The organism is Methylomonas sp. Kb3 (assembly GCF_002834115.1).
Classification (GTDB): domain Bacteria; phylum Pseudomonadota; class Gammaproteobacteria; order Methylococcales; family Methylomonadaceae; genus Methylomonas; species Methylomonas defluvii.
This window is the reverse complement of sequence record NZ_PIZT01000009.1, coordinates 40,055-63,185: the sequence shown is the minus strand read 5'-3', so window position 1 is coordinate 63,185 and position 23,131 is coordinate 40,055. Positions and strand designations below refer to the sequence as shown.

General features: G+C 54.1%; 20 protein-coding genes and 1 CRISPR repeat array (1 of these 21 only partly in view). Of the genes, 12 read left to right on the top strand and 8 right to left on the bottom strand.

All coding sequences use genetic code 11. The features are described from left to right. Nucleotides 1-66: 66 nt before the first annotated feature. Both lpxD and CWO84_RS07195 read right to left on the bottom strand, forming a co-directional pair. Complete coding sequence (gene lpxD, locus CWO84_RS07200; RefSeq protein WP_101052179.1) at nucleotides 67-1,095, bottom strand: UDP-3-O-(3-hydroxymyristoyl)glucosamine N-acyltransferase; 1,029 nt, start codon at nucleotides 1,093-1,095, stop codon at nucleotides 67-69. Between the two features lie 8 nt (nucleotides 1,096-1,103). Then, entirely contained in the window at nucleotides 1,104-3,332 is a 2,229-nt protein-coding gene (locus CWO84_RS07195) for a fused MFS/spermidine synthase (protein ID WP_101052178.1), read from the bottom strand. A gap of 241 nt (nucleotides 3,333-3,573) precedes the next feature. On the opposite strand from CWO84_RS07195, the gene CWO84_RS07190 reads away from it, so the two are divergent. The 3 genes from CWO84_RS07190 (at nucleotide 3,574) to CWO84_RS07180 (ending at nucleotide 5,839) form a co-directional block, all read left to right on the top strand. Then, nucleotides 3,574-3,900 carry a hypothetical protein gene (locus CWO84_RS07190; protein ID WP_033157074.1) on the top strand — a complete coding sequence of 109 codons (327 nt, stop codon included), beginning with the start codon at nucleotides 3,574-3,576 and terminating at the stop codon, nucleotides 3,898-3,900. A gap of 252 nt (nucleotides 3,901-4,152) precedes the next feature. Then, nucleotides 4,153-4,461 carry a hypothetical protein gene (locus tag CWO84_RS07185; protein WP_033157073.1) on the top strand — a complete coding sequence of 103 codons (309 nt, stop codon included), beginning with the start codon at nucleotides 4,153-4,155 and terminating at the stop codon, nucleotides 4,459-4,461. Nucleotides 4,462-4,585: 124 nt separating this feature from the next. After that, entirely contained in the window at nucleotides 4,586-5,839 is a 1,254-nt protein-coding gene (locus tag CWO84_RS07180; RefSeq protein WP_101052200.1) for a glutamate-5-semialdehyde dehydrogenase, read from the top strand. 48 nt (nucleotides 5,840-5,887) lie between these two features. On the opposite strand, the gene CWO84_RS07175 is transcribed toward CWO84_RS07180, so the two are convergent. The 4 genes from CWO84_RS07175 to CWO84_RS07160 all read right to left on the bottom strand — a co-directional run bounded on the left by CWO84_RS07175 (nucleotide 5,888) and on the right by CWO84_RS07160 (nucleotide 9,532). After that, a complete protein-coding gene (locus CWO84_RS07175; RefSeq protein WP_240617990.1) occupies nucleotides 5,888-6,820 on the bottom strand; it encodes a hypothetical protein in 933 nt (310 codons plus the stop codon). 269 nt (nucleotides 6,821-7,089) lie between these two features. Beyond that, nucleotides 7,090-7,539 carry a hypothetical protein gene (locus CWO84_RS07170; RefSeq protein WP_165786281.1) on the bottom strand — a complete coding sequence of 150 codons (450 nt, stop codon included), beginning with the start codon at nucleotides 7,537-7,539 and terminating at the stop codon, nucleotides 7,090-7,092. A gap of 120 nt (nucleotides 7,540-7,659) precedes the next feature. After that, on the bottom strand, nucleotides 7,660-8,085 hold the full coding sequence (locus CWO84_RS07165; RefSeq protein ID WP_101052176.1) for a VOC family protein: 426 nt from the start codon (nucleotides 8,083-8,085) through the stop codon (nucleotides 7,660-7,662). An 82-nt stretch (nucleotides 8,086-8,167) separates the two neighbouring features. Next, complete coding sequence (locus CWO84_RS07160; protein ID WP_101052175.1) at nucleotides 8,168-9,532, bottom strand: cytochrome P450; 1,365 nt, start codon at nucleotides 9,530-9,532, stop codon at nucleotides 8,168-8,170. A 371-nt stretch (nucleotides 9,533-9,903) separates the two neighbouring features. Here CWO84_RS07160 and CWO84_RS07155 point away from each other — a divergent pair, with 371 nt between their 5' ends. The 6 genes from CWO84_RS07155 to csb2 all read left to right on the top strand — a co-directional run bounded on the left by CWO84_RS07155 (nucleotide 9,904) and on the right by csb2 (nucleotide 18,252). Then, entirely contained in the window at nucleotides 9,904-10,875 is a 972-nt protein-coding gene (locus tag CWO84_RS07155) for a WYL domain-containing protein (protein ID WP_101052174.1), read from the top strand. Between the two features lie 462 nt (nucleotides 10,876-11,337). After that, nucleotides 11,338-11,613: a DEAD/DEAH box helicase family protein gene (locus CWO84_RS07150; RefSeq protein WP_101052173.1), complete on the top strand. Its 276-nt coding sequence runs from the start codon at nucleotides 11,338-11,340 to the stop codon at nucleotides 11,611-11,613. Nucleotides 11,614-11,618: 5 nt separating this feature from the next. Beyond that, on the top strand, nucleotides 11,619-14,129 hold the full coding sequence (gene cas3u, locus CWO84_RS07145; protein WP_101052172.1) for a type I-U CRISPR-associated helicase/endonuclease Cas3: 2,511 nt from the start codon (nucleotides 11,619-11,621) through the stop codon (nucleotides 14,127-14,129). Next, nucleotides 14,126-14,980, top strand: a complete 855-nt coding sequence (gene cas8c, locus CWO84_RS07140) for a type I-U CRISPR-associated protein Cas8c (RefSeq protein ID WP_165786280.1) — start codon at nucleotides 14,126-14,128, stop codon at nucleotides 14,978-14,980. The genes cas3u and cas8c overlap by 4 nt, the downstream gene beginning before the upstream one ends. Then, entirely contained in the window at nucleotides 14,977-16,128 is a 1,152-nt protein-coding gene (cas7u, locus tag CWO84_RS07135; RefSeq protein ID WP_101052170.1) for a type I-U CRISPR-associated RAMP protein Csb1/Cas7u, read from the top strand. The genes cas8c and cas7u overlap by 4 nt, the downstream gene beginning before the upstream one ends. Nucleotides 16,129-16,131: 3 nt before the next feature. Continuing rightward, a complete protein-coding gene (gene csb2 / locus CWO84_RS07130; RefSeq protein ID WP_101052169.1) occupies nucleotides 16,132-18,252 on the top strand; it encodes a type I-U CRISPR-associated protein Csb2 in 2,121 nt (706 codons plus the stop codon). Between the two features lie 5 nt (nucleotides 18,253-18,257). Here the strand turns inward: csb2 and CWO84_RS07125 are convergent, their stop codons facing one another. Both CWO84_RS07125 and CWO84_RS07120 read right to left on the bottom strand, forming a co-directional pair. After that, nucleotides 18,258-18,599, bottom strand: a complete 342-nt coding sequence (locus CWO84_RS07125) for a type II toxin-antitoxin system PemK/MazF family toxin (RefSeq protein WP_225893021.1) — start codon at nucleotides 18,597-18,599, stop codon at nucleotides 18,258-18,260. After that, entirely contained in the window at nucleotides 18,599-18,907 is a 309-nt protein-coding gene (locus CWO84_RS07120; RefSeq protein ID WP_033157063.1) for a ribbon-helix-helix protein, CopG family, read from the bottom strand. Before CWO84_RS07120 ends, CWO84_RS07125 begins: the two co-directional genes overlap by 1 nt. A gap of 73 nt (nucleotides 18,908-18,980) precedes the next feature. Here CWO84_RS07120 and CWO84_RS07115 point away from each other — a divergent pair, with 73 nt between their 5' ends. Genes CWO84_RS07115 through cas2 form a run of 3 tightly spaced genes read left to right on the top strand, consistent with a single transcriptional unit; the run spans nucleotide 18,981 to nucleotide 21,226 of the window. After that, on the top strand, nucleotides 18,981-19,184 hold the full coding sequence (locus CWO84_RS07115; RefSeq protein ID WP_033157062.1) for a hypothetical protein: 204 nt from the start codon (nucleotides 18,981-18,983) through the stop codon (nucleotides 19,182-19,184). Between the two features lie 24 nt (nucleotides 19,185-19,208). Further along, nucleotides 19,209-20,930: a CRISPR-associated endonuclease Cas4/Cas1 gene (locus CWO84_RS07110; protein ID WP_101052168.1), complete on the top strand. Its 1,722-nt coding sequence runs from the start codon at nucleotides 19,209-19,211 to the stop codon at nucleotides 20,928-20,930. Next, nucleotides 20,930-21,226, top strand: coding sequence for a CRISPR-associated endonuclease Cas2 (gene cas2 / locus CWO84_RS07105; protein ID WP_033157060.1), 297 nt, complete (start codon nucleotides 20,930-20,932; stop codon nucleotides 21,224-21,226). Before CWO84_RS07110 ends, cas2 begins: the two co-directional genes overlap by 1 nt. 209 nt (nucleotides 21,227-21,435) lie before the next feature. Further along, nucleotides 21,436-23,131: direct repeats of the CRISPR family, unit length 36 nt; unit sequence GCATTCCCCGGCCTCCCGCCGGGGCCTCATTGAAGC; it runs 434 nt beyond the window's last position.

Here is a 23,131-nt window from a genome sequence, read left to right as displayed (position 1 = left end):
AATGTGCCAAGTTGTAGGGGCGAATTGATGCGCTTTGGGCGATTTAAAGCGCCCCTACAAACCTGCTTACTCTTCCAGTTTGAGCACCCGAGCTTCCAGCGCCTTAAATTTTTGCAGCATCTCCGGCAATTTGGCCAAAGCGGCCAATTCTTTCCAAGCCACTTTGCGATCCTTGGCCGGGCTGCCGAACACTTGCGCGCCGGGGTCGATGTCGCCGGAGATGCCGCTGCGGGCCATCACTACCGCCCGCGCACCGATTTTGACGTGGTCTGCTACACCGGTGCTGCCGGCTAGAATCGCGCCGTCTTCGATGGTGCAAGAGCCGGAGATGCCGGACTGGCCGCAGATAATCACATTGCGGCCAACGATATTGTTGTGTCCCAATTGCACCAAATTGTCGATCTTGCTACCCCAGCCGATTTTGGTGGCACCCAGTGCGCCGCGATCGATGCAGGTGTTGGCGCCGATCTCGACATTGTCGGCAATTTCCACGTAGCCGACGTGCGGCACTTTGACGTGCTGGTTGTCTCTGAATTTATAGCCAAAGCCGTCGGCACCGATTACCGCCCCGGCATGAATGATCACGTTATTACCTATGATGCTGTGGTCATAGATCACAGCGTTTGGATGGATATGGCAGTGTTTGCCGATCATCACATGATTGCCGATGCGGGCGCCGGCCTCGATGGTGCTGCTGTCGCCGATACTGCTTTGTTGGCCGACAGTGGCGAATGGCCCGACGTGTACGTCATAACCCAGCGTGGAGGTGTCCGCCAAAACCGCATGTTCCGACACCTGGCGTTTAAACACCGGTTCCGGATGTAGCAACTTAACCGCATTTAAAAAGCTGATCTCCGGGTCTTTACAAACTAGCAGTGTCAGGTTTTCCGGAATTTCGCCGTCTATCAGTTGTTCAGTGATGAAGCAGGCCGAGGCCTTGGAGTCTTTTAAATATTTTTTGTATTTGCCGTCGCTGAGGACGGTAATTTGATGGGGTAGGGCGGACATGATGTCGGCCGCGGAATTAATAAAGGTTGTCGAGTCGCCGCCCTGAGCGGTGGCGTCGCAACGCTGGGCAAGGTCCGTAATGAGCATGTACTATCCTATTTCCAAATGCCAATAATATGAGTGAAGTCGTCGGTCCAAGGCTGCAGACCGAAGGTCAGCGGTAGTTTCTGCCAATGCCCGAGCCGGCTTTGCTGCAAGCGTTGCAGGCGCTCGGGCTGTTTTGCTATCACTACCCAGTCGGTAGCGATGACCAGAGGGACATCGGTTTCCGGTTTAAATTCCTGCAACAAGGCCGCCAAATGCAATTGGTTGACGTGGTCGGCCATGACTTTTTTTAGCGCCAGATGGCGGTTGGTGATATGAAAAGCCAGTAAACCGTTGTCTTTCAGCTTGCTAAAGTATAGCTGCAAAGCCTCGCGCGTCAGCAGATGCGTGGGTACGGCATCCGAGCTGAAGGCGTCCATGATCAATAAATCGAAGCTGCCGTCGGCTTCCTTCAGCAGCGATTGCCGGGCGTCGCCGACGATCATTTCCGCGTGCTTGTTGCAGCGGCTTAGGTAGGTAAACCAGTCCGGGTTTTGCGCCACTTCCACCACCAGCGGGTCGATTTCATAGAATTTCCACAATTGGCCTTCCTTGTTATAGCAGGCCAGTGCGCCGGCACCCAGGCCCACCGCGCCGATATGCCAATGCTGGTTTTCGCCGTCAAATTCGGCAAACAGCTGGCCGATGGGTCCGGGGCGACTGTAGTAGGTTAACGGCGTGGTGACGTTGGCGGCGGTCAGGCGCTGTGCGCCATGTTTGGTGGTACCGTGATACAGCTCGCGGACGGTTTCCGGCCGTTGGTTTTCATCGGGGATGACGGTATCTCGGACCGACATCACGCCGAAGAAGCTGCGTTCCTGATAAATAGTGTTAGAGGCCATGCTGTGCAAGCCCAGCGTGAACAACAAAATCACCCCGGTCAACGCGCCCAAACCGATGGGGCTATGCCGTAGCGAATAACTCACACCGGCCAGCAGAATTAGCGCGCCGCCGATCAAGTCCAGGTAGTCGAATAGCTGGTGGCTAGTGAAGTAAATAGTCAGGCCGGTGATTAATAACAACATCGGGAAAATCGGCTGCAAAAACCAACGGCCGTTGAAAAAACCGGGGCGCAACAGCAAGGCGGCGACGATCATGATCGGATATTCGTAAACCGCGTTAAAGATAAACGGTGCGACGAAAGTATTGAACAAACCGCCCAACATGCCGGCGAAAGACATCACCAGATAAAAGCGGGTCAGATATTGCGGATGCGGCCGGCTTTTAGCCAGTTCGCCGTGGCAGACCATCACCGCCAGGAAGAAGGCCAGCAAATGCAGGATCAAATCCAGCCAGTAGGGCAATGTGGCCGGATTAATGAAGGAATATGCGATGAATACCGTCAATACTGCCGGTTGTGCAGCCAGCATCCAGGGTCGGATACGCTCGGCCCAGGTACTGAATACCAGGATGAAGGTCAGCAAATACAAGGTCAGCGGCACTATCCACAGCAAGGGTACGGCGGCGATGTCGGTGCTGATGAACTGCGTCAAGCCCAGTAGCAAGCTGGACGGTACGAAAGCCAGCGCCAGCCAGCGCAACTGCTCTAGCGTCGATGGCGGCTCGATGCCGGCATCGCTTAGCACTTCGTCGTCTGCGTTCTCGGCTTGGCTGCGCCAGAAGCTGAGCGCGCAAACGACAATTAACGCGCAGAGGCCAATATAGCCGCCGCTCCAAATCAGTCTTTGGTTCGCCAAACCCAAATTCGGCTCTATCAAAAAGGGATAGCTCAATAAAGCCAACAGGCTGCCGGCATTGCTAGCGGCGTATAAGTAATAAGGGTCGTCGCTGCTGTGGTGGCCGCTATGCGAAAACCACTTTTGCAACAAAGGCGCAGTGGTGGATACCACGAAGAACGGTAGGCCGATAGCCAGAAACAAGGTCCACACCAGCCATAAGGTAGGGTCGCCTTCGGTGGGTGGTGCGGCATCCTGCGGCAGCGCCACGGGTAGTGCGATCACGCTGAAAACCAGCAAGGCGGTGTGAATCTGTATCTGCCGTTGACTGCCCAACCGCGAACTCAACCAATGCGCATACAAGTAGCCTAGAAACAGCAGCGTTTGGTAAAACACCATGCACGTGTTCCACACCGCCGGCGTGCCGCCCAGCAGCGGTAGCAATAGCTTGCCGAACATTGGCTGCAACACGAACATCAGTGTGGCGCTGATAAACAGCGTGGCGGCGAATAAAATGACGGGTGATATCAAAGGTTTGGCGGTGGGCTGCGGAGTGTTATTCATTGTAATTATGCGAGTTCCGTACGTGTCCTGGCCCAATGATAAAGCATTTGGCTTTTAAAGTGGTTTTGGATGAGGTTGGGCTGGTACTTTGGATATCGAACCGATCCGGTCTTTTACGACTCTTATTTGATCGACTGGTATATGTTGAAGCAGTTCGCCCTTAGGATCACACGAAACTATAACTCTATCGATTTGGGCGGATATACTAATCTCCTTCAGCCATTTGTCAGAGCAACATTCTATGAGGCAAGGATTAGACGATCACGAAGCTTGGCTTGATACTTTAGATAAAAAGCTATTTGTCTCGAACAGCGAGGTCAAAGTTGAATTTGATAACCCAATCTGTTTCCCGCTTGATGAATGTACAGACCTGAAAGACCTTAAGGGAATGGCTCGCACTCTAAGGTCTGTTCTCTCATGTAACGAAACACCTTTACCTCGCAAATATTTGATCGAACGATTTTTGAGACTCGTGATCCGTGAAAATAGACTACCTACAACAGTAGAAAAGGCCATGCGAGAATTGAGAATAGATTGGAATATTTCGAATGAATATCAAGATTGGTAATTGCTGTGGTCAGTAGGATGCGGTAAACACGGTGTACCGCATTGATCGCGATTGGTGCGTTTCTTAATTCACCCTACTTACTGGGAAGAGGGCATTCATTGCCATAGATGGTAAGCTTCTAGCTATCCATGCCATTTGGATTTCGACATTCCCCGCGTGCCCTTGGGTATGCCGAAATGATGATTTTGAGGATGAGCGACGCATTCAGCTGGAGCAGCTTGCGAAAAAGGAATATCTTTAGGACAGAAATAAATGAAACCTCTTGAACCAAAAATTTATATTCTCAAAGTATTTTTCAAGCAGTCCGATTTTCTGCAAGTTAAGCGTTTATGCAGTGATCTTGGGATTATGCCGGAGAATACAAATGAGATTGGTGAGGATGACTGGGGGCATCGCGGTTATCTTGAGCTGTGGTTTCAAGAGGTTACCGACAAAAGCATCACTTTGCATATTCAAAAACAGCGGAATAAAACTGCAAAAAAGTACATGGAAAATCTGCAACAATTTTTTGACGACTTGTATTCTCTGGAATATGTTGAATATCTAGTTTATCTAGATTAGTTGTTAATGAATAGATGTGGTAATCAATATCCATCGCACGGTATTTAAAGGCCTGGTTAATATTCCTGCGTCAGATAAAACCGATCAATATCAGCAGTTTGAAAAACAATTTTCCTTAAAAAACATGACTACCAACACCATCCAAACCATCGCCCAACAAAGCCGCGTCGCATCGCGCCAATTAGCATCAGCCTCGGAATCGGCGCGCAATCTGGCACTGGCGAAAATGGCCGAAGCGCTGGACTCGGTCAGGCAGAAGGTGCTGGAGGTCAACGCCCAGGAAATCGTCAAAGCCCGCGACGAAGGGCAGTCGGAGGCGATGGTCAAGCGCCTGACGATAGACGACAAAACCTTTGATTACATGCTGTCGCGCCTGAAAAAAGTGGCGCAATTGCCGGACCCGTTAAACCGGATACTGACCGGGCATACCAATCCGGCCGGGCTGCGGGTTTACAAAAAATCGGTGCCGCTCGGCGTGATCGGCATCATTTACGAATCGCGCCCCAACGTCACCACCGATGCCGCCGGGGTGTGCATCAAAAGCGGTAATGCGGTGATTTTGCGCGGTGGTTCGGAAGCCTTGCAAACCAACGCGATACTCACCGATGCGATGATAGCCGGCGCGGTCGCGGCTGGTCTGCCGGAACATGCGATACAGATCATCCGCACCCCCGGCCACGAAGCGGTGGGCGAGTTGCTGAAAATGGACGAATATATCGACGTGCTGATTCCGCGCGGCGGCAAAGGCTTGATCAAGCGCATCGCCGAAGGCACGCGGATTCCGGTCATCAAGCATTACGACGGCATTTGCCACCTGTATCTCGCCGCCGATGCCGATCCGGAGCAAGCCGTCGCGCTGGCGGTCAATTCCAAATGCCAAAGTGTGCAAGTCTGTAACGCACTGGAAACCTTGCTGGTGGACAGTGCATGCGCCGCACAACTGTTGCCGTTGCTGCACACCGCATTTGCCGAAAACCGCATCGAACTGCGCGGCTGCGAACAAACCCAAAAGCTGTTGCCCGGTGTTGTTCCAGCGATGGAAGAAGACTGGCATAGCGAATACCTGGCGCCGATACTGTCGGTGAAGGTCGTGGACGGCATTCAACAAGCCATAGACCATATCAACCGCTACGGTTCCGGCCATACCGACGGCATCGTCACGCAAAGCCTAAGCCTGGCTCGGCAGTTTGAGGAACAGGTGGATTCGGCGTCGGTGATGATTAACGCCTCGACCAGATTATCGGGCGGTGGCGATTACGGCTTGGGTTCGGTGGTCGGTATCAGCACCGATAAACTCCACGTCCGCGGCCCGGTTGGACCAGATGAACTCACCACCTACAAGTGGGTGGCGTATGGGGATGGACATTTGCGCGGCTAGGTAGCAACGCTAGAGACCTGTCCGCGATGTAACTATAGGAAATGCCGATTATTTTTCTATCCTTAAACCGATACCCATGTGATCGGTAACAGCCGCTGTATATCTGCCGCCGCCGCTCACCGGCGTCGATTGTGAGAGGTAGACGACTTCCGCCAGTTTCAGGCTAGTGGTGTTAAAAACGGCTACATCGTATTTTTTAGTGGCCGTGCTGTTAGTGCCTTCAAAGCTGCGTTGATGCGAGTCGAAGGGATTTATGCTGTCACCGGGGTGGGCGTCGCTAAATTTGATGCCCAACGCTCGGCTAAGCACTCTGGCGGTAAAATCGTTGGTCGGCTGATTCGTATCGCCCATTACCACGTCAATCGGCCCCAGTCCGGCTTGAATCACCACGCTGTTAATTTTTTGGTAATAGCTCATCAGGCTATTTTCATCTTTGGCGATGGAATTTGGCACGTGTACGAATACCACGATGATGTTGTAACACGCTATCGCCAGCCAACCGTCGCCTTCGCCCAGAAACTTGTTGGCCGCATCTTTAGTGGAATGGACGCTAAAGCAATTACAAGCCTTGGCAGGCGAGGATGTATGAATCAATTGCCCGGCGTTACTATGCAGGGATGTCCAGTCCGAATGGCTGCTGTCCAGTTCGCCGCACACCAGTAAATCGGCGCCGCCGAAAGCGCGTATCAGGTTTTGGTAAATTTGCCGGACCTTATTGGCAACCATACTCGAAAAACTGTCGTTGCTGTGTTGGCCTTTATCCATGTATCCGGACGACGCTGTCGAACGCAATTCGGCCGGACCTTGTACCGGAATGTCCGGCGAAATATCGGGCGCGGTCGGCAGAACCAGATTCCAAGGGGCCGAATTTTGCGCCATATGCTCATGTGTCATTCTCGTGAAGTACTGAGAATTGGAGGCGCTGATACCGTGCTCGGAACTGGAGTTAGAGTTAAGGGATTGGTACGCAATAATCGGCATGTTTAGGTCCTTAAATCCGCTGAGATTTTGTTTGGAAGCAAAGAGAATATCGCGCTGAGATAGATCAATGAGGATATTGTCCGCCGATGGTAGCAGTTTGTCAGGCGGCTCTCAACAGCCTGTTTGGCGGCTTGGATAACCAGTCTTTGCGCAAATGGATTAACTAGGACTTTGCAGTCCGGAGCCTTTGGACCACGCCGCGATCCGGTATAGCCGCTGTGCTCCCGCCTGCGCGGGAGCGACGATACTGGCCTGGGCCGGATTAATAATCAGTTTTCGCCTCTACTGATATTATGCTGATGCTCAATAGATTCGGTTAAGTTATAGCCGTTGTCATTAAATAAATCGCCGGTAAAAAATAAGCGCATATCGATAATCCAGCCTATTTTTCTTTGCTTATTATTTTCGACAATAATAGTCGCCAGCTTTTGGTTGTTATCAATAACCTGCGTCACAATGGTCTTTGGATAATCAGGATCTTCTTTTAAAGCCCCGGATACTATGCGCTGAGCCGATTCTATGGTTAGTATCTGGGTGATATTAGGGGTTGCCGAGTTTTTATCGTTTATTAACGATTGCGCTTTAAAATAACCAATATCGTAAGCCAGTTTGGCAATCAGGCTAATGACAATAGCCACGCCCCAAACGGACAGGCCGATTTTTAATCGTCTTCTAACGCGAGGATGAGATAGTCTTTGCAGAAAAACTCTAAATTTCATTTTGATGTGATTATCCGGCCTTATCGGCCACTATTGAATATTAATGGTTGCAGTTTTTGCTCAATAACGCCCGAGCAACTGATATAACGCCAGTGCAAGACGGGTTATTGGAATCTTGGTTTAGTTCGGCAGTTGCACAAAACCGTGTTGGTCGATTGGAAAAAAAGGATTGAAACAAACTTCCCAGAGAAAGCCGTCGGGGTCGGAAAAATAACCCCTGAAGCCGCCCCAAGCCGCTTTTTCGCCCGGACGAACCAGCTTACCTCCCGCCGAAACCGCTTCAAGCAAGGTCGCGTCAACTTCTTTTGCCGATGCGACGTTGTGAGCCAGCGAAAATCCGGGAAAACCTGAGCCATCGGCCGATACCATCGCATCGTCTGCTAAAGCTTCGCGGCCGAACAACGCAAATGCCAGGCTCCCCACCTGGAAGAATGCCACTTCCTGCTGGCTGCCGGAGGATTCTTGCCAACCCAGCGCCTTATAAAAACGTCGGCTTCTAGCCAAATCGGCTACGCCTAGTGTGACAAAACTAATGGTCTGTTTCATGACGCTCCCTGTTACGTAAAAAGGCCGTCTAGTCGGCCCGTGCGACGCCGACTAGCTATAACCGTCAGCGCAGACCGTAAGCTTAACCAATTGGTTCCACTCTGCCAACAACCGGACGGTCCGGTTTCAACGTAACGCTGAAGGCTTCTTTGACGGAAATGTCGGTTTCGAAGGTAAATGCCTTGAAAAAACTGGCTATGACCAACAGCATTTCCAGCTCGGCAAAATGACGCCCTATACAATTATGCAAACCGCCGCCGAACGGAAAAAAGGCGTATTTGTGTCCGCCGGGCGTCGCGGTTTCCAGAAATCTGTCGGGATTAAAAGCGTCCGGGCTGTCCCAAAGCCGGGCGCTATGGTGAGTGGTGTGCATGCTCAATAACACGATGGTGCCGGCGGGAATCGCGTAATCGCCCAGCTCTATGTCCTGAATGGTTTGCGTGGACAGCGCCGACGTGGGCGGATACAGGCGCAGGGTTTCGTTCAACGCGGCTTTGGTATAACTCAGCTGGCCCAAGTGCGCGGCGCTTAAGGTTTCGTTCGGCAAGCTGCGGATTTCGGCGGCGATCTTGTCGCGTACCTCCGGGTGCCTGCCGGTTAAATAAAAAAACCATACCAAGGTATTGATGGTGGTTTCCTGGCCGGCGAAGAACAGATTGACGGCTTCGTCTTGCAGCAAATTGTCGGGCATCGTGTAACCGGTACTGCGGTCGCTGGCTTGCATTAACTGCGATATCAGACTTTGTCCCGGATTCGTCCGCGTCTGCGCAATTTCCGCACCGATAAAGGTTTGCAGATAGTTCACGGCGGCCAGATAACGCTTGGATTTTAGCGGGATGAAGCGTTTCAAACGGCGGCCAAGCACAATTTCGCTGCCCAACTGTACCGGCAACTCCTGACAGATGATTTCGATCACCTTGATCAGCTCCGCGCCGTTGCTTAGCTGATCCACGGACTTGCCCAGCAGGATACGGATAAAAATCCGCTGAATCAGCCGCTTTATTTCCGTGCTTAAATCAACTTGGCCGGACGCCGCCTTTTTCAACTCTTCCGCCATCGCCGCCGCTTCTTCGACCATGATCAACTCATAGTTTTTAACCGTGTCCTTGGTAAACAACGGTTGCATCAAGCGGCGCTGTTTACTCCAAACCTGGCTTTCGCTATTGACCAAGCCGTTCCCGAACAGCGATTTCTTGGCGCCATAAAGAAAATTTCGGTTCAACTGGCCTTTGCCCTCCAGATTGAAAATCTGCTCTATATATTCCGGGTCGCAGACGAACAGAATATATCTGCCCAACAGCCGTCCCAACACCAGCTCGCCGTATTGCTTATGAATTCCGGCCAGCGTCGCCAGCGGCCGCCAAATCAACTGCATCATCGGTAAAAGCACCGAATGTTCCGGCAGTGAGGTTTTTTTCGAACGGTTCAATAAAGTCGAGTTTTCCATGGTTTCAATCGGTCATAGACTGCAGTTTTAACGAGCGTTCAGCCCGCGGCCAGCATGTTAGGCGGGCGCCGTTGAATTGCCTTCCTCATATGCAAGCGGGCTGGAGTCAGGAACGTAAAGTAAGGTTAAAGCTTTGTTGAGCCCATTATCACCGGCATCTCCCAAAGGGCAATGGCAGTTTTTGCCTGTCTTAAGCAAGGCTGGTAAGACAAGGCATCACCTTGCCAAGTTTAGCGGGTAAAAGTGTCATCATGAGGCTGGCTTTATAGGTTTTGGCAAACTCAGTCCGGCCCGTAAAGGTCAGCCCGGTCACGCTTGAAAAACTGGTCTAAGCTGTTAGCGACAAATCATCAGGGATAGAGATTTCCGCCATGCATCACCTCGACAAAATCGTCAAACTCCACGGCTTGCTGAAAAGCCGCCGCACACCCATTTCCGGACCGGAAATAGACAAAGAACTAGGTTGCTCAAAAGCCACCCGTCAGCGCTTGGTGGACGACTTACGCGACCGTTTGAACGCGCCGCTGGTCTGCGACCGCAGCGCCGGCGGTTACTACTACGACCGCGACGACCCGCGCCACCCGTTCGAACTGCCCGGCATCTGGCTCACCGCCGAAGAGCTGCAAGCCCTGATCGCTTGCCAACACCTGCTCGGCAACCTGGCGCCGGGCTTATTGCAAAATGAAATCGGCCAACTCCGCGACCATCTGCAAAAACTGCTGGACCGCTCGCCGGGCGTTAAGACCCCGCAATTGGGCCGCATCAAAATCCTCAGTCAAGCCTACCGCAGCCGCAACGACGACTTGTTTCTAACGCTGGTCCAAGCCCTGTTCAATCAACACCGGCTAATTATCCAGTATCACGCCCGCAGCGACGACCAAACCAGCGAAAGACCGGTATCGCCGCAAAACCTGGTTTTGTATAAAGACAACTGGTACCTCGACGCCTACTGCCACCAACGCAACGAACCGCGTACCTTCGCGCTGGACCGCATCAGATCGGCAACCGCCAGCGGCGAACCGGCGCAACTGCTGGACCCGGCCACGCTGCAACAACATTTTGGCTCCTCCTACGGCATCTTCGCCGGCACGCCCAAACACACCGCCATCCTCAATTTCTCCGCCAAAGCCGGCCGCTGGGTCGCCGACGAAACCTGGCACAGCCAACAAGAATCCGAGTGGCTAACCGACGGCCGCTACCAACTGCGCATCCCCTTCAACCGTCACGAAGAGCTACTGATGGATATTTTGAAATACGGCGCCGAGGTGGAGGTAGTGGAGCCGGGGTTTTTGCGGGAGTTGGTGGTTAACGAGATAGCGAGGTTGAAGGATATATATTTTTAAAAATCTTTTCTCTTGAACTATTTTTGCATTTATCGTTATCTTGACCTATCATCTCACACGAACCCACTCAAGTACCGGAGGATTACGTGTTCAAAAAAGCTTTGGATTTTCTTATGGACTTCATCTTCGAGAAGTTGAAAGGCAATCCCAAAACCAGCTCTGGCAATGACGAAATCGAGATAAATATTTCGGTCAAGCTCAAATAGCCATTCTTTGATTCAGTTCTGAATCATCTACTGCCCCAGGATTTATGCAAGGAGGTTCTTGCCTTGGGCCTCATTGAAGCAAGAGCAGAGATTTTTATCCCTTCAGTCTCTGATTTATTTTCCGTGGCACTTAGGTGCCACGGCCTCATAGGCATTAACTTAAAAAATAAAAATTCTCGGTATCGGGTTTTGAGACCGAGACGTTGTAAGTTAGAACGCAGAGCACCCACGCATTAACCACCAAACTAGGTACGGTATGGCTATTGACGAAAAATTAGAGACGTATTTTCAAGAAATAACCAACTTTCCGATGTTGCGCTGGCAACGCCGGTTATTTCGCGAATTGACTGAAAACCGTTTGCGGGAGGCTCTGGATTTACCGACCGGCTTAGGTAAAACCTCGGTCATGATTTTGTGGTTGTTGGCGCGAGCCGTTAATCCGGCATTGCCCAAGCGGCTGATTTATGTGGTTGACCGGCGGGTGGTGGTCGATCAGGCCACAAAAGTTGCCGAGGACTTACAAGAAAACTAAAACAATTGCCGGAACTAAAGGCATGGCTTGGTCTAGGTGAAAAAGAACCCCTAGCCGTCTCGACTTTGCGCGGTCAATTCGCCGACAACCGCCAATGGTTGGCCGATCCGACCAAGCCGGCGATCATCGTCGGCACCATCGACATGATAGGCTCGCGCTTGCTGTTCGAAGGCTATGGCGTCTCGCGCAACATGCGCCGCTACCATGCCGGCTTTCTGGGCGCCGATAGTTTGTGCGTGTTGGATGAAGCGCATCTTTGTTTGCCGTTCCAAGCCTTGTTGCAGAGCATTGGTGCCGATAAAACGCTACATCCAATCGACGGTAAGCAGTCTTTGATTCCGCCTTTTAAATGCTTGTCGCTGTCGGCCACAGGCAAACGAACCGACAATCAGGCCTTTGGCTTGGAAGACGAAGACTACACCGACAGCGAAGTCGTCAAACGTTTAAATGCCAAAAAAGAACTTTCTCTCGAAATCGGAAACGAAGGCGATCCATTGCCGGAGCTGCTAAGCGAAAGCGCTTGGCAACTCAAAGACAGCGGCAAGCGGATTTTGATTTTTTGCCACAAACGGGAACACGCTCAAAAAATCAAGGACGATCTGGATAAGCGCATCAAGCAAGACAAAGCTAATCACCAAACCAATCTGCTGGTTGGCGGCTGCCGGGTGGAAGAACGGCGAACTTTGGCCAATTGGCTGACGGCCAAGGGCTTCCTAGCCGGAGATCAAGCTCCACCCGATACCGTCGCCTTTTTAATCGCGACTTCCGCCGGCGAAGTCGGCATCGATCTGGATGCCGATCACATGGTGTGCGATTTGGTGGCTTATGAGCGCATGGTGCAGCGGTTTGGCCGGGTCAATCGGCGCGGCGAGAAGCAGGCGCAAATCAAGGTGATTGCCGTACCGCCGAAACAGCCCAACATCAAGCGCCCGCTAAATCCGGATTTAATCGAGCCGCAACCGCCTGCAATTCCGCCGGAAAACGCCGATAAAACGCTGCTGAAGCAATACAAACAAGACCAAAAAGCCTTCGAGAAGGCACAAAAAGACTATTTGAAAGCGCAAGAAGATTACGCGCAGCAACTCGCCGCTTACCAACAATCGACCAAAGCATTTCAAAGTTACCAGGCGCAACTTGGCGTCATAAAGCGATTAGAAGCTGATGCCAGCCCAGGTGCAATTGTCGCGTTAAAAAATGCCATCCCCGTTGACGAATTAAATCGTGCGCTTTCGGAAGAACCTTTGCGACCTTCGTTAACCCGCGCTGTAGTCGATGCGTGGTCAATGACCTCGTTGGAACAGCATAGCGCTCGCCCGGACATTCAACCTTGGCTGCGCGGCTGGCAATCCAGCGATGAACCTGAAACCACGCTGGCGTGGCGCGAATGCTTACCCTGGCGCGAAAGCGATACCTTACCGAATGCGGCTGAAGTGGAAGTCTTTTTCGAAAGCGCGCCGATTCATCTGAGTGAAACGCTCGAAATACCAGTTCGCGAGGCAATGAAAACCCTGCTCAAACGCGCGCAAAAACTATTGAAGGAAAACCAGCAGGATTCGGATAAGCCGGCACTGATAGTCCTTAACCGATCCGGCGAATTGATGCGTAACAGTGCCTTAACGCTCCGGCAACTAGCGGAACAAAGCACCGACGAGTTGAAAGTATTGCTGACAAATCGCCATGCCGTCATCGCGCGCTGGTTAGGTGGCCTTAAAGACGGCCTGCTAAACGACGCTGCCGACAGCGAGGAGTTAACGACACTCGACTACCAGTGGACTGGTGACTTGCAAACAACCATTGGTTATCGAATTCAAAACGATGCCGAAGCAGAGCAGGACAACGCCGATTGGCATACCGTTTACCGTTTCATCGCCAAAACCGACACGGAAAGCGATGCGGCGGAAATTTGGCGAATCCAGGTTTATCGCGGTGCCAATTCCCAACGCCAGGGCGATCCGGCTGTTTCGCGATTCACACAAAGCCTGGAGAAACATCACGAATTAGCGGGCCGGGAAATGGCGGCGATTGCTCAAGGCCTATCGCTCTCTACGGAATTTGTCGATTTGATCGTCGCAGCCATGCGCCGCCACGACCTGGGTAAACAGCGTGACCTTTGGCAAACCGCGATGAATGCGCCGCAAGACGGCCGCCCCTACGCTAAAACCTTGGGCGGTGGCAATCCGCGCCTGCTAGCAGGCTATCGGCACGAATTCGGTTCATTGGCGGATGTCGCCAACGATGCCGAACTGAACCAGCTACCTGCCGAGTTACAGGATTTAGCCCTGCATCTGATCGCCTCCCATCACGGATACGCCTGCCCGGTGATTGCGCCGGTCGATCCGGGCGCGCCGCCGTCGGTTTTGGCCGAACGGGCGCAACAAGCGGCGCTACGTTTTGCCCGCCTGCAACGACAATGGGGGCCATGGGGCTTGGCCTGGTGGGAAGCGGTGTTTCGTGCCGCCGATCATCGCGCCTCGCAAATCAGCGACGAACAAGCGGAAATGGAGGGCAAGGCATGAGTATTTACGCAATACCGGTTGATTTGACCAACCCCGGCCAAGTGTTGGCATGCATGGGTTTTTTGGAGGCATCCGAAGCCTTGTTGGGCTATACCGAAGCGCGTTTCGATTGGCAACCGGCAACCGGTACACAGTTTCAGTTGAGAACGGAAATTTCGGAGAATCCATTTACCGACGTGCTTGCTTTTTTGGTCGATGCCAAAGCCATTGCCATTGCGCCCCGGGATTGGCTGGTGCCAAGCAAAATAACCGAATTCACGATTGCCGATACCTTTCCCGCGCTTGAGGCCGACGCAACTTCGCTACCGATCCTGTTACGAGACGCAACGGGGCATAGTGCTTTGTTAAGCCATTGGGCCGATGGCGGCGTGGATGAAACCTTCAAGTTGTATGCCGGCAATCGTAGCGCGCAGAAAATCGCCAACGACATGTTGCGGGAAATTACCACGCTCTGGAACACGAGGCACGACGCACTGTTACTCGATCCGCTCAATGTGCTGTGCAGCATGGGCGGCAGTTTCAATTTCGACCCGAGAGGCGCATGGATGGGCCTGGATGTCGGTTACTCGATTAACGATCTGAAAAGCGTTAAAGAGCTGGAGCAAAAAGTTGTTGCTTCGCCAGTCGTCGAGTTAATGGCGGCATGGGGGCTACAAAACGCTCGTCCATTTGAGCTGTCGCTACGCCAATACCGCTATGCCGTTTGGAACGACTGGTTGCCACCACAATTGGCTCGGCCTGCTTTGAGCGGGCAACTGCCTATGGCGCGCAAGCGTCAATACCAATTCGCGCTCGATTTGTCGGGCAAAAACAAAATCGTCTGTTACGCCATTCAGGAGAATACGCCATGAGCCAAACCCAAGCACTCAGCCACGACATCATCGACCAATGGGCGGACAATCCCAAAGGCCCGGTGGCATTGATACTCAAGCAAAAACTGTTGCCGGTGGACGGCGAAGGTGGCGTGATTTTTCCGCCCACCTACGCCGATATTGGTTACTCGATAGACACCTTGTCGGACGGCACTAAAGTCGCGCAAATCGACTCTGTACCTTCGCAGGCCAACCGCAGCGAACCGGTCTTTATGGATGAAGAGTACAAACAGTTGGTGCCGCAAATTGAAATCAACTTGGGCAACAAGGACGACCCGGAACGCAAGGTTTCGATTCTGGAACTGGCGCACCGGGCCGGTGATGCCGTGGTCAGGTCCACCGACAAATTGGCCGGCGAAATCGACGAGGCGTTTAAAACCCTGTTACGAACGCATAACGCCGTGCCACTGGCAAAACTGGCGCCGACTTCGTTGGTCTTCGGCGCCTGGGATTCCAGAGGCACCCAAGTCAAACGTCCGCGCTTGATTCGCTCCATTATCCGTGCCGAGGATGTGGAAGTCTTACACAATGCTTCGCAGTACAACAGTGTTTGGAAGTTATTAGACGACAACCAAAAAAAGGCGCTCTCTGAAGAAGCAAAAAAACAAAAAATGAAATTATCTGATAAAGGCTATAACGACGTGCCTGCCGTTTTCCGCAAAACCAATTTACCTAAATTGACCAGAGACGGACATTTCAACGATGACGCGAGGACACTAGGCGGCATTATTGCCCGTGGCCCCATTACCCGCCAGGTCACCATCAACCTGATTGCCTTGCAATCGATCAAAGGCGACAGCGAAGAATCCACCCGGCAACTAAAACGCTATTTGCTCGGCTTGGCACTGGTCGCCGCGACGGCCGAAACCGAACTGTATTTGCGCGAAGGCTGTTTGTTGCGTTGCGCCGATGACGCGGACATTTGGGAAGCGGTGGCCAGACGCGGCGCTTCGCAGTTTTATAGCTTGTCGGCGGATCAAGAACGCTTGCTGATTAAAGATTACGCGGAGCAAGCGGCGGCTAACTTCGGCATCGAACAACCGGAAAAGACCTACCAATTCAACATCAAAAAAGCCAAGGAATTACTCGCGAAAAAAGAAGAAGCGGACAGCGATGCCGGAGACTAAGCCATGAACGATCAAGCCTTGCTTATTTCCGTTCGCTTGTTGGATGACCGCTATCACGGAAACGGCACTTGGCCGCCGTCGCCCTTCAGGTTGTTTCAGGCCTTAGTCGCGGCGGCTTTTACCGGCCGCACCGTTTCCGACGCGGAGGCAGCGGCGTTGCGCTGGTTGGAACAATTGCCGCCGCCGGTGGTACTGAGTCCAACTTACCAGCAATCGGCATTGACCACTTATTACGTACCGCGTAACGGCGCCGATGCGCAACAAGGCAATTTGGCGGCGGCCGCGAAAAAGCGCGATGCCAAGCTAGCCAAGCCTTGGCTGTTCGAGAGCCAACAGCCGTTGCATTACGTGTGGTTCTTTCCCGAGCCAGCCGAGGAAGCACAAACACTGGCTGAACTAAGCGAACGCCTGTATCAGCTTGGTCGTGGCGTCGATATGGCGTTTGCCTGGGCGGAGCAACTCACTGCCGATCAAGCCAAACAAATCATTGTTCAACATGCCGGTCCGGTGTTTAGACCTACGCCGCAAGGCGTCAGTGATACGCTGGATTGTCCGATTCCCGGCCAATCGTTCGATTCCTTGTTAACCCGTTACCAAGGCCAATTAAAACGACTGCGCAACGGCGAATTTCACAAGCCGCCGCTACCGATATTCCAGCCCACCGGCTATAACTGCCCATCGTCGTTGCTGTTATTCGACATTCAAAATGAAAAAGGTGCGTTGACCGCGCAAGCTCTAACCGATGCGGGCCGACTAACCCAGCGTTTGATAGAACTGGCAAAAAATCGTTTGAAGCCGCATTTTCCGGAGTACTCCGAACGTCACTTGGCCGGCATTGGCGCTAACGACGCGGACAAAGCCTTGCGCATTCGCGTGATTCCGTTGCCGTCGATAGGTCATGAACACACTCAACCCGACATTCGCCGGGTGTTGGTCGAAGTGCCGGCCGATTGCCCGCTGCAATTGGCTGACGTTGAATGGGCATTCGCCGGCTTGCCGCTGGAAGTCGATCTGGAAACCGGGGAAATCCTCACCTCATTAGTAAAATCCATCGACCGCAAAATGCTTGACTACTACGGTATAGGCAAGCAAAAAGCAGCGCATGTTTGGCGAACCGTGACGCCGGTTGTCCTGCCGCTTGAACAGAGTCTTACAGCCCAATCCGGCGCCGAGCGGGTTTTGAAACAAAGCCAATTGCATCACGCCGCTCGTCAAGCGTTGCGGCATTGCGGCATTACCGCGCCGGCGCAAATCCTAAGAATTCAACGCGAACCTTTCGACAGCACCGGCACCTTGGCCGAGGATTTTGCGTTCCAGCGCTTCGATCGCTCTCGGCTTTATCATCTGGAGCTGGTGTTTCCCGAGCAGGTGGCCGGCCCGCTGGTCATCGGTAACGGACGCTATGTTGGACTCGGTTTACTGCGGCCAGCGGCCGAGTCGCATCGTTCGGTTATAAGCTTTGGCATCAATCCAAGCAATCGACCGACGCTGCAAAGTCGGTCGGACATGCTGCAAGCCGTTCGTAGAGCGTTGATGAGCTTGGATCGGCAATTGTTCGGGCAAGCAAGCCGCCTAATCTCCGGTCATGAAAAGGACGGTTCCACTGCCCGCTCCGGGAATCACCGGCATATTTTTTTAGCGGCGCATGACAACGATGGCGACGGTTTGCTGGACCGTTTGCTGGTCGTGGCTCCTTGGGAGGCCGACCGCAACGCCAAACCGGCGAGCACCGAGCGGGAACGCTTCGAAAGGGTGGTTAGCCGATTGACGACTGTTCGGGCCGGTGCGTTGGGAGTTTTCGACTTGCAAATGCAGGGCGACAGGCCTAACCAAAACGATCCACTGATGGGTTCGGTAAGACGCTGGAAAAGTATCTCTGCCTATCGGCCCACCCGCTGCCCTAAAACGTTAGCTCAAGCGGACGAAACCATACGCGCCGATGCGGTTAACGAATGCCTTCGCCGTGGTTTACCCGAACCCAAGGTGGAAATTTTGAGTATGCGCCAAGGCCCCAAAGGCGGCATCAAAGCCCGTCTCTGTCTAAGTTTTGCAGTCGCCGTCAACGGACCGCTGTTACTTGGCAAAGACAGCCACGAAGGCGGCGGATTGTTCGGAGCGGACTGATGTTCTCACCACAACCCCATCACCCCGCGCAAACTCTTCTCCACCGCCGCCAGTTCCTCGGCGGTGACGGTGGCGAGGGGGCCTTCGCCGAATCGGGAGCGGTCGATGGCGCGCAGTTGTTCGGCCATAACGTAACTGGCGGCTTTCAATCGGCCTTGCGGGGCAATCGGTATCCGCAACGGCGCCAGGTTTGGTCGAAACTGGCTGGTCAGCGGCACCACCACGATGGTGGGCAGGCCGCCGGTAATCAGCGTATCGTCCTGCAACACCAGCACCGGTCTAATTTTGCCGATTTCGGCGCCCTTGTTGGGGTTCAGATTGGCGGTCCACACCTCGCCGCGTTTCATCATTCCCACCATTTTTCGTCGGGGTTTATGCCGGCGGCGCGTTCATCAGCAATTATTCGGTCGAGACCATCGTCCACCGCGTCGAAATCCGCGGCAATTTGTAGCGCTTCCGCTCTGGCTTGCGGATCGTTGGCCAAGGCGCGCGCCGCGGCCACCATTTCCGCCATAAACCGCTCGCGTTCGCGGCGGGCCAAGTATTCGGTGATCGCCAGGCGGGCGATTTCCGATTGGCTTTTGCCTTCCAATTGGGCTTCGGCTTTGAGGTTGGCTTCCACATCGTCGGGTAAACGCAGGCTGATGGCGGGCATGGCGGGCTCCTTCAAAAGACAAAATGACAGACAAATTGTATGACAAAACGTATAACAAGCCTGGTTTTTTAACATGTGCGATGCAACGACAAGCGATTGGCCCGAAGACGCGCCTGTGCCCTTAGATCATCCGGAGATTCCGCCGTTAATCCTTGAAGCCGTTTTACAGTATTGGCAACCGGGGTATGTCTTGCATCGAATGGTCACAAAGCAAGGCTTGGAGTGGTGGCTGCTCGATACCGAAGGCGGGTTGATCGAAGCGTTTTGGCTTAACTAAATTTTAAGAGCAATCGAGCGAATCATGTCCGACGACCAAGTACCCATCCAGCTAGAGCTACCGCTACCGTTCCCGGAGCTATCCGGCGACATGCCCTTGTTGCCGGCGCGGATGATCAACGAATACCAGTACTGCCCGCGCTTGGCTTATCTGGAATGGGTGCAGGGCGAATGGGCGGCGTCGGCGGACACCGTGGAAGGCGACCACGCACATCGCCGGGTGGATACGCCGTCCAAAAGCTTCCCGGAAGCGGACGAGTTGGAGGAAACCGATAAGCTGCATGGCCGCTCTATCACGTTATCGTCTAACCGTTTGGGTCTGATCGCCAAGCTGGATTTGATTGAAGCCGAGGATGGCTTGGTCACGCCCATCGATTACAAACGCGGTAAACGTCCGCATGTGGCGCGCGGCGCTTACGACCCGGAACGGGTACAGCTTTGTGTGCAAGGCATGGTGTTGCAGGAACACGGTTATGTCTGCGAGGAGGGCGCCTTGTACTTTGTGCAAAGCCGCGAGCGGGTGCGGGTGGCTTTCGACGAAGAATTGAAGCAACTCACTGCCAATGCCATCAACGGTTTGCGCTTGATTGCCGCCGGTGGCCATATTCCGGAACCCTTGCAGGACAGCCCCAAGTGTTCGGGCTGTTCGCTGGTGGGTATTTGTCTGCCGGACGAAGTCAATTACCTGCGCCACGCCGACCTCGAACCCCGGCCGCTGGCGGTGATGCGCGACGAAGCATTGCCGGTTTACGTGCAAGCCTGGAAGGCCAAGATCGGCAAAAAGGGCGAGGAGCTGGAAATCAGCATCGACGACGACAAGGTGCAAACCGCGCGGCTGGTGGACACTTCGCAAGTGGTGGTAATGGGCAACGTCTACATCACTACGCCGTGTTTGCAAGACCTGATGAAGCGCGAGATTCCGGTCAGTTGGCACAGCTACGGCGGCTGGTTTGTCGGCCACACCATCGGCACCGGCCATAAGAATGTCGAGTTGCGCACCGCCCAGTACAAAGCCAGTTTCGACGACAAAACCTGTCTGGCGATAGCACGCAACCTGGTGCGCGCCAAAATCCAGAATTGCCGAACCCAGGCCCGGCGCAATTGGCGCGCCGACGAGCCGGTGGAAATGTTGCTGGAACCGCTGAAGTCCCTGGCCGACAAATCGCAACGTGCGCTGGATTTACCGCAATTGTTGGGTATCGAAGGCGCGGCGGCGGCCTTGTATTTCGGCGCGTTCGATAAATTGATCAAAAAGCCGGACGACAGCAAACAGATGAGTTTTGACTTCAACACCCGCAACCGCCGCCCGCCCACCGATCCGGTCAACGCCTTGCTGTCGTTTGCGTATGCCATGCTGGTACGCACCTGGACCATGAATCTGAGCGCGGTTGGCCTGGACCCGTATCGCGGCTTTTACCACCAACCGCGTTACGGCCGCCCGGCGTTGGCGCTGGATTTGATGGAACCGTTTCGGCCCATCATCGCCGATTCCACGGTATTGCAAGTCATCAATAACGGCGAAGTGCGGCCCACCGACTTTATCTGTGCCGCCGGCAGCGTGGCCCTGAACGAGGGCGGCCGCAAGCGCTTCATCACCGCCTTCGAACGGCGCTTAAGCCAGGAAGTAACCCATCCCATCTTCGGCTACAAGGCCAATTATCGGCAGGTGTTCGAGATTCAGGCGCGCTTGTTCGGCCGCTATTTGCTTGGCGAATTGCCGGAATATCCCAACTTCACCACCCGCTGATGGCTGCCCTCGAACACCTGTATATCGTGACTTACGACATCAGCGATACCAAACGCTGGCGGCGGGTGTTTCGGCTGATGAAAGGTTATGGCGATTGGCTGCAATTGTCGGTGTTTCAATGCCGGCTGAGTCGTAAGCGCCATGCGGAATTAATCGCGCTGTTGGATGGCATCATCCATCATAGCGACGACCATGTTCTGATCATCAATGTCGGGCCGGCGGAAACGGTGAAGCCCTCGGTGGTCAGTTTGGGGAAGGATTTCGATGTGGTGGAACGTCAGCCGGTCATCGTCTGATGTGGATTTTCCGCCGCCGCTTTGCGAGCGCTGTAGTGGCGCGCAAAAACCGGTCAGCTCTCGCAAGCTGGCAGCTCTTTAACAATCAAATACTTAGCAAGTTGGATTGGCGCGGTGCAAACTTTTCCGCTAAAGTTGAACGGCCGTTTTACGTAGTCCTCGCAAACGGCCCGCGCAGGCCGCGCCAATCATGGCCTCCAGCCCGCGCTGCATTCCCCGGCCTCCCGCCGGGGCCTCATTGAAGCTTTTTGCCTTAGTTGAATTATTTATAAAACCTGTCGCATTCCCCGGCCTCCCGCCGGGGCCTCATTGAAGCAACTTTACGGAAAAAGAAGTCACCTGTAGCTATTGAGCATTCCCCGGCCTCCCGCCGGGGCCTCATTGAAGCAGTATCATAGCGACCAATTTGAGCGGGTATGTTAAAGCATTCCCCGGCCTCCCGCCGGGGCCTCATTGAAGCGGCATGGTATACGCGCCCGAGTTAAAAGCGGCGGCGGCATTCCCCGGCCTCCCGCCGGGGCCTCATTGAAGCGTTGTTCATTGTTTTTCCTTTTTATTGGCTCTGTATCGCATTCCCCGGCCTCCCGCCGGGGCCTCATTGAAGCTAAATAAGGCGCGAGAGCACTTTCTTTGTAGCCCGCCGCATTCCCCGGCCTCCCGCCGGGGCCTCATTGAAGCAACTGTGCTTTGACAAAATCCGCACCGACCGAGATCGCATTCCCCGGCCTCCCGCCGGGGCCTCATTGAAGCCAGACTGCGCTTTCGCTCCGGTCGTGCCGACTGCCGCATTCCCCGGCCTCCCGCCGGGGCCTCATTGAAGCTGCGAAGGAGGTTATATGGCTGTTGTTAATTTTCCGGCATTCCCCGGCCTCCCGCCGGGGCCTCATTGAAGCCAGGCTTACATATCCATCGCCTTCACATTCTTCGCAGCATTCCCCGGCCTCCCGCCGGGGCCTCATTGAAGCGAACAAGTAGACGCCGAACGAGTCACGCCAGGCGCCATGCATTCCCCGGCCTCCCGCCGGGGCCTCATTGAAGCAGCACTTTCGCATAGGGTTATTAAATATGCGGAGAAGCATTCCCCGGCCTCCCGCCGGGGCCTCATTGAAGCAACATGACGTAGCCATGGAAGTCATTATGTTGTTTAGCATTCCCCGGCCTCCCGCCGGGGCCTCATTGAAGCTTTGATTAAATCGGCGGTTTCCACCTTGCCCAGGTCGCATTCCCCGGCCTCCCGCCGGGGCCTCATTGAAGCTTGCCGACATGGCGCAATTGGTAGCGCAGCCCGCTTGGCATTCCCCGGCCTCCCGCCGGGGCCTCATTGAAGCGTATTCAACTTCGGCAATACCACCTGCTCGTTCAAGAGCATTCCCCGGCCTCCCGCCGGGGCCTCATTGAAGCAGGTGCCCTCGCCGGTACTGCTCCCCGCCTTTATTGCATTCCCCGGCCTCCCGCCGGGGCCTCATTGAAGCTGGCTATGCAATGTCAATTGTGATAGCGGCAATACTGGCATTCCCCGGCCTCCCGCCGGGGCCTCATTGAAGCTTGCGATTTGAACCCCTTGCTGCTGCCGTTCTCGGGCATTCCCCGGCCTCCCGCCGGGGCCTCATTGAAGCCCAATTCTATTTGTCGTGATAAGACCGTTATCCGGCGCATTCCCCGGCCTCCCGCCGGGGCCTCATTGAAGCGATTGCACGGTGTAGACTTCGCCGCCGTCGAAAGGGCATTCCCCGGCCTCCCGCCGGGGCCTCATTGAAGCTATTGGTTGGGGATTTGTTATTTGCACTGCTTCGGTGCATTCCCCGGCCTCCCGCCGGGGCCTCATTGAAGCAATTGTTCTTGCAGGTTAAAAACTTGTTCGCGCCACGCATTCCCCGGCCTCCCGCCGGGGCCTCATTGAAGCCT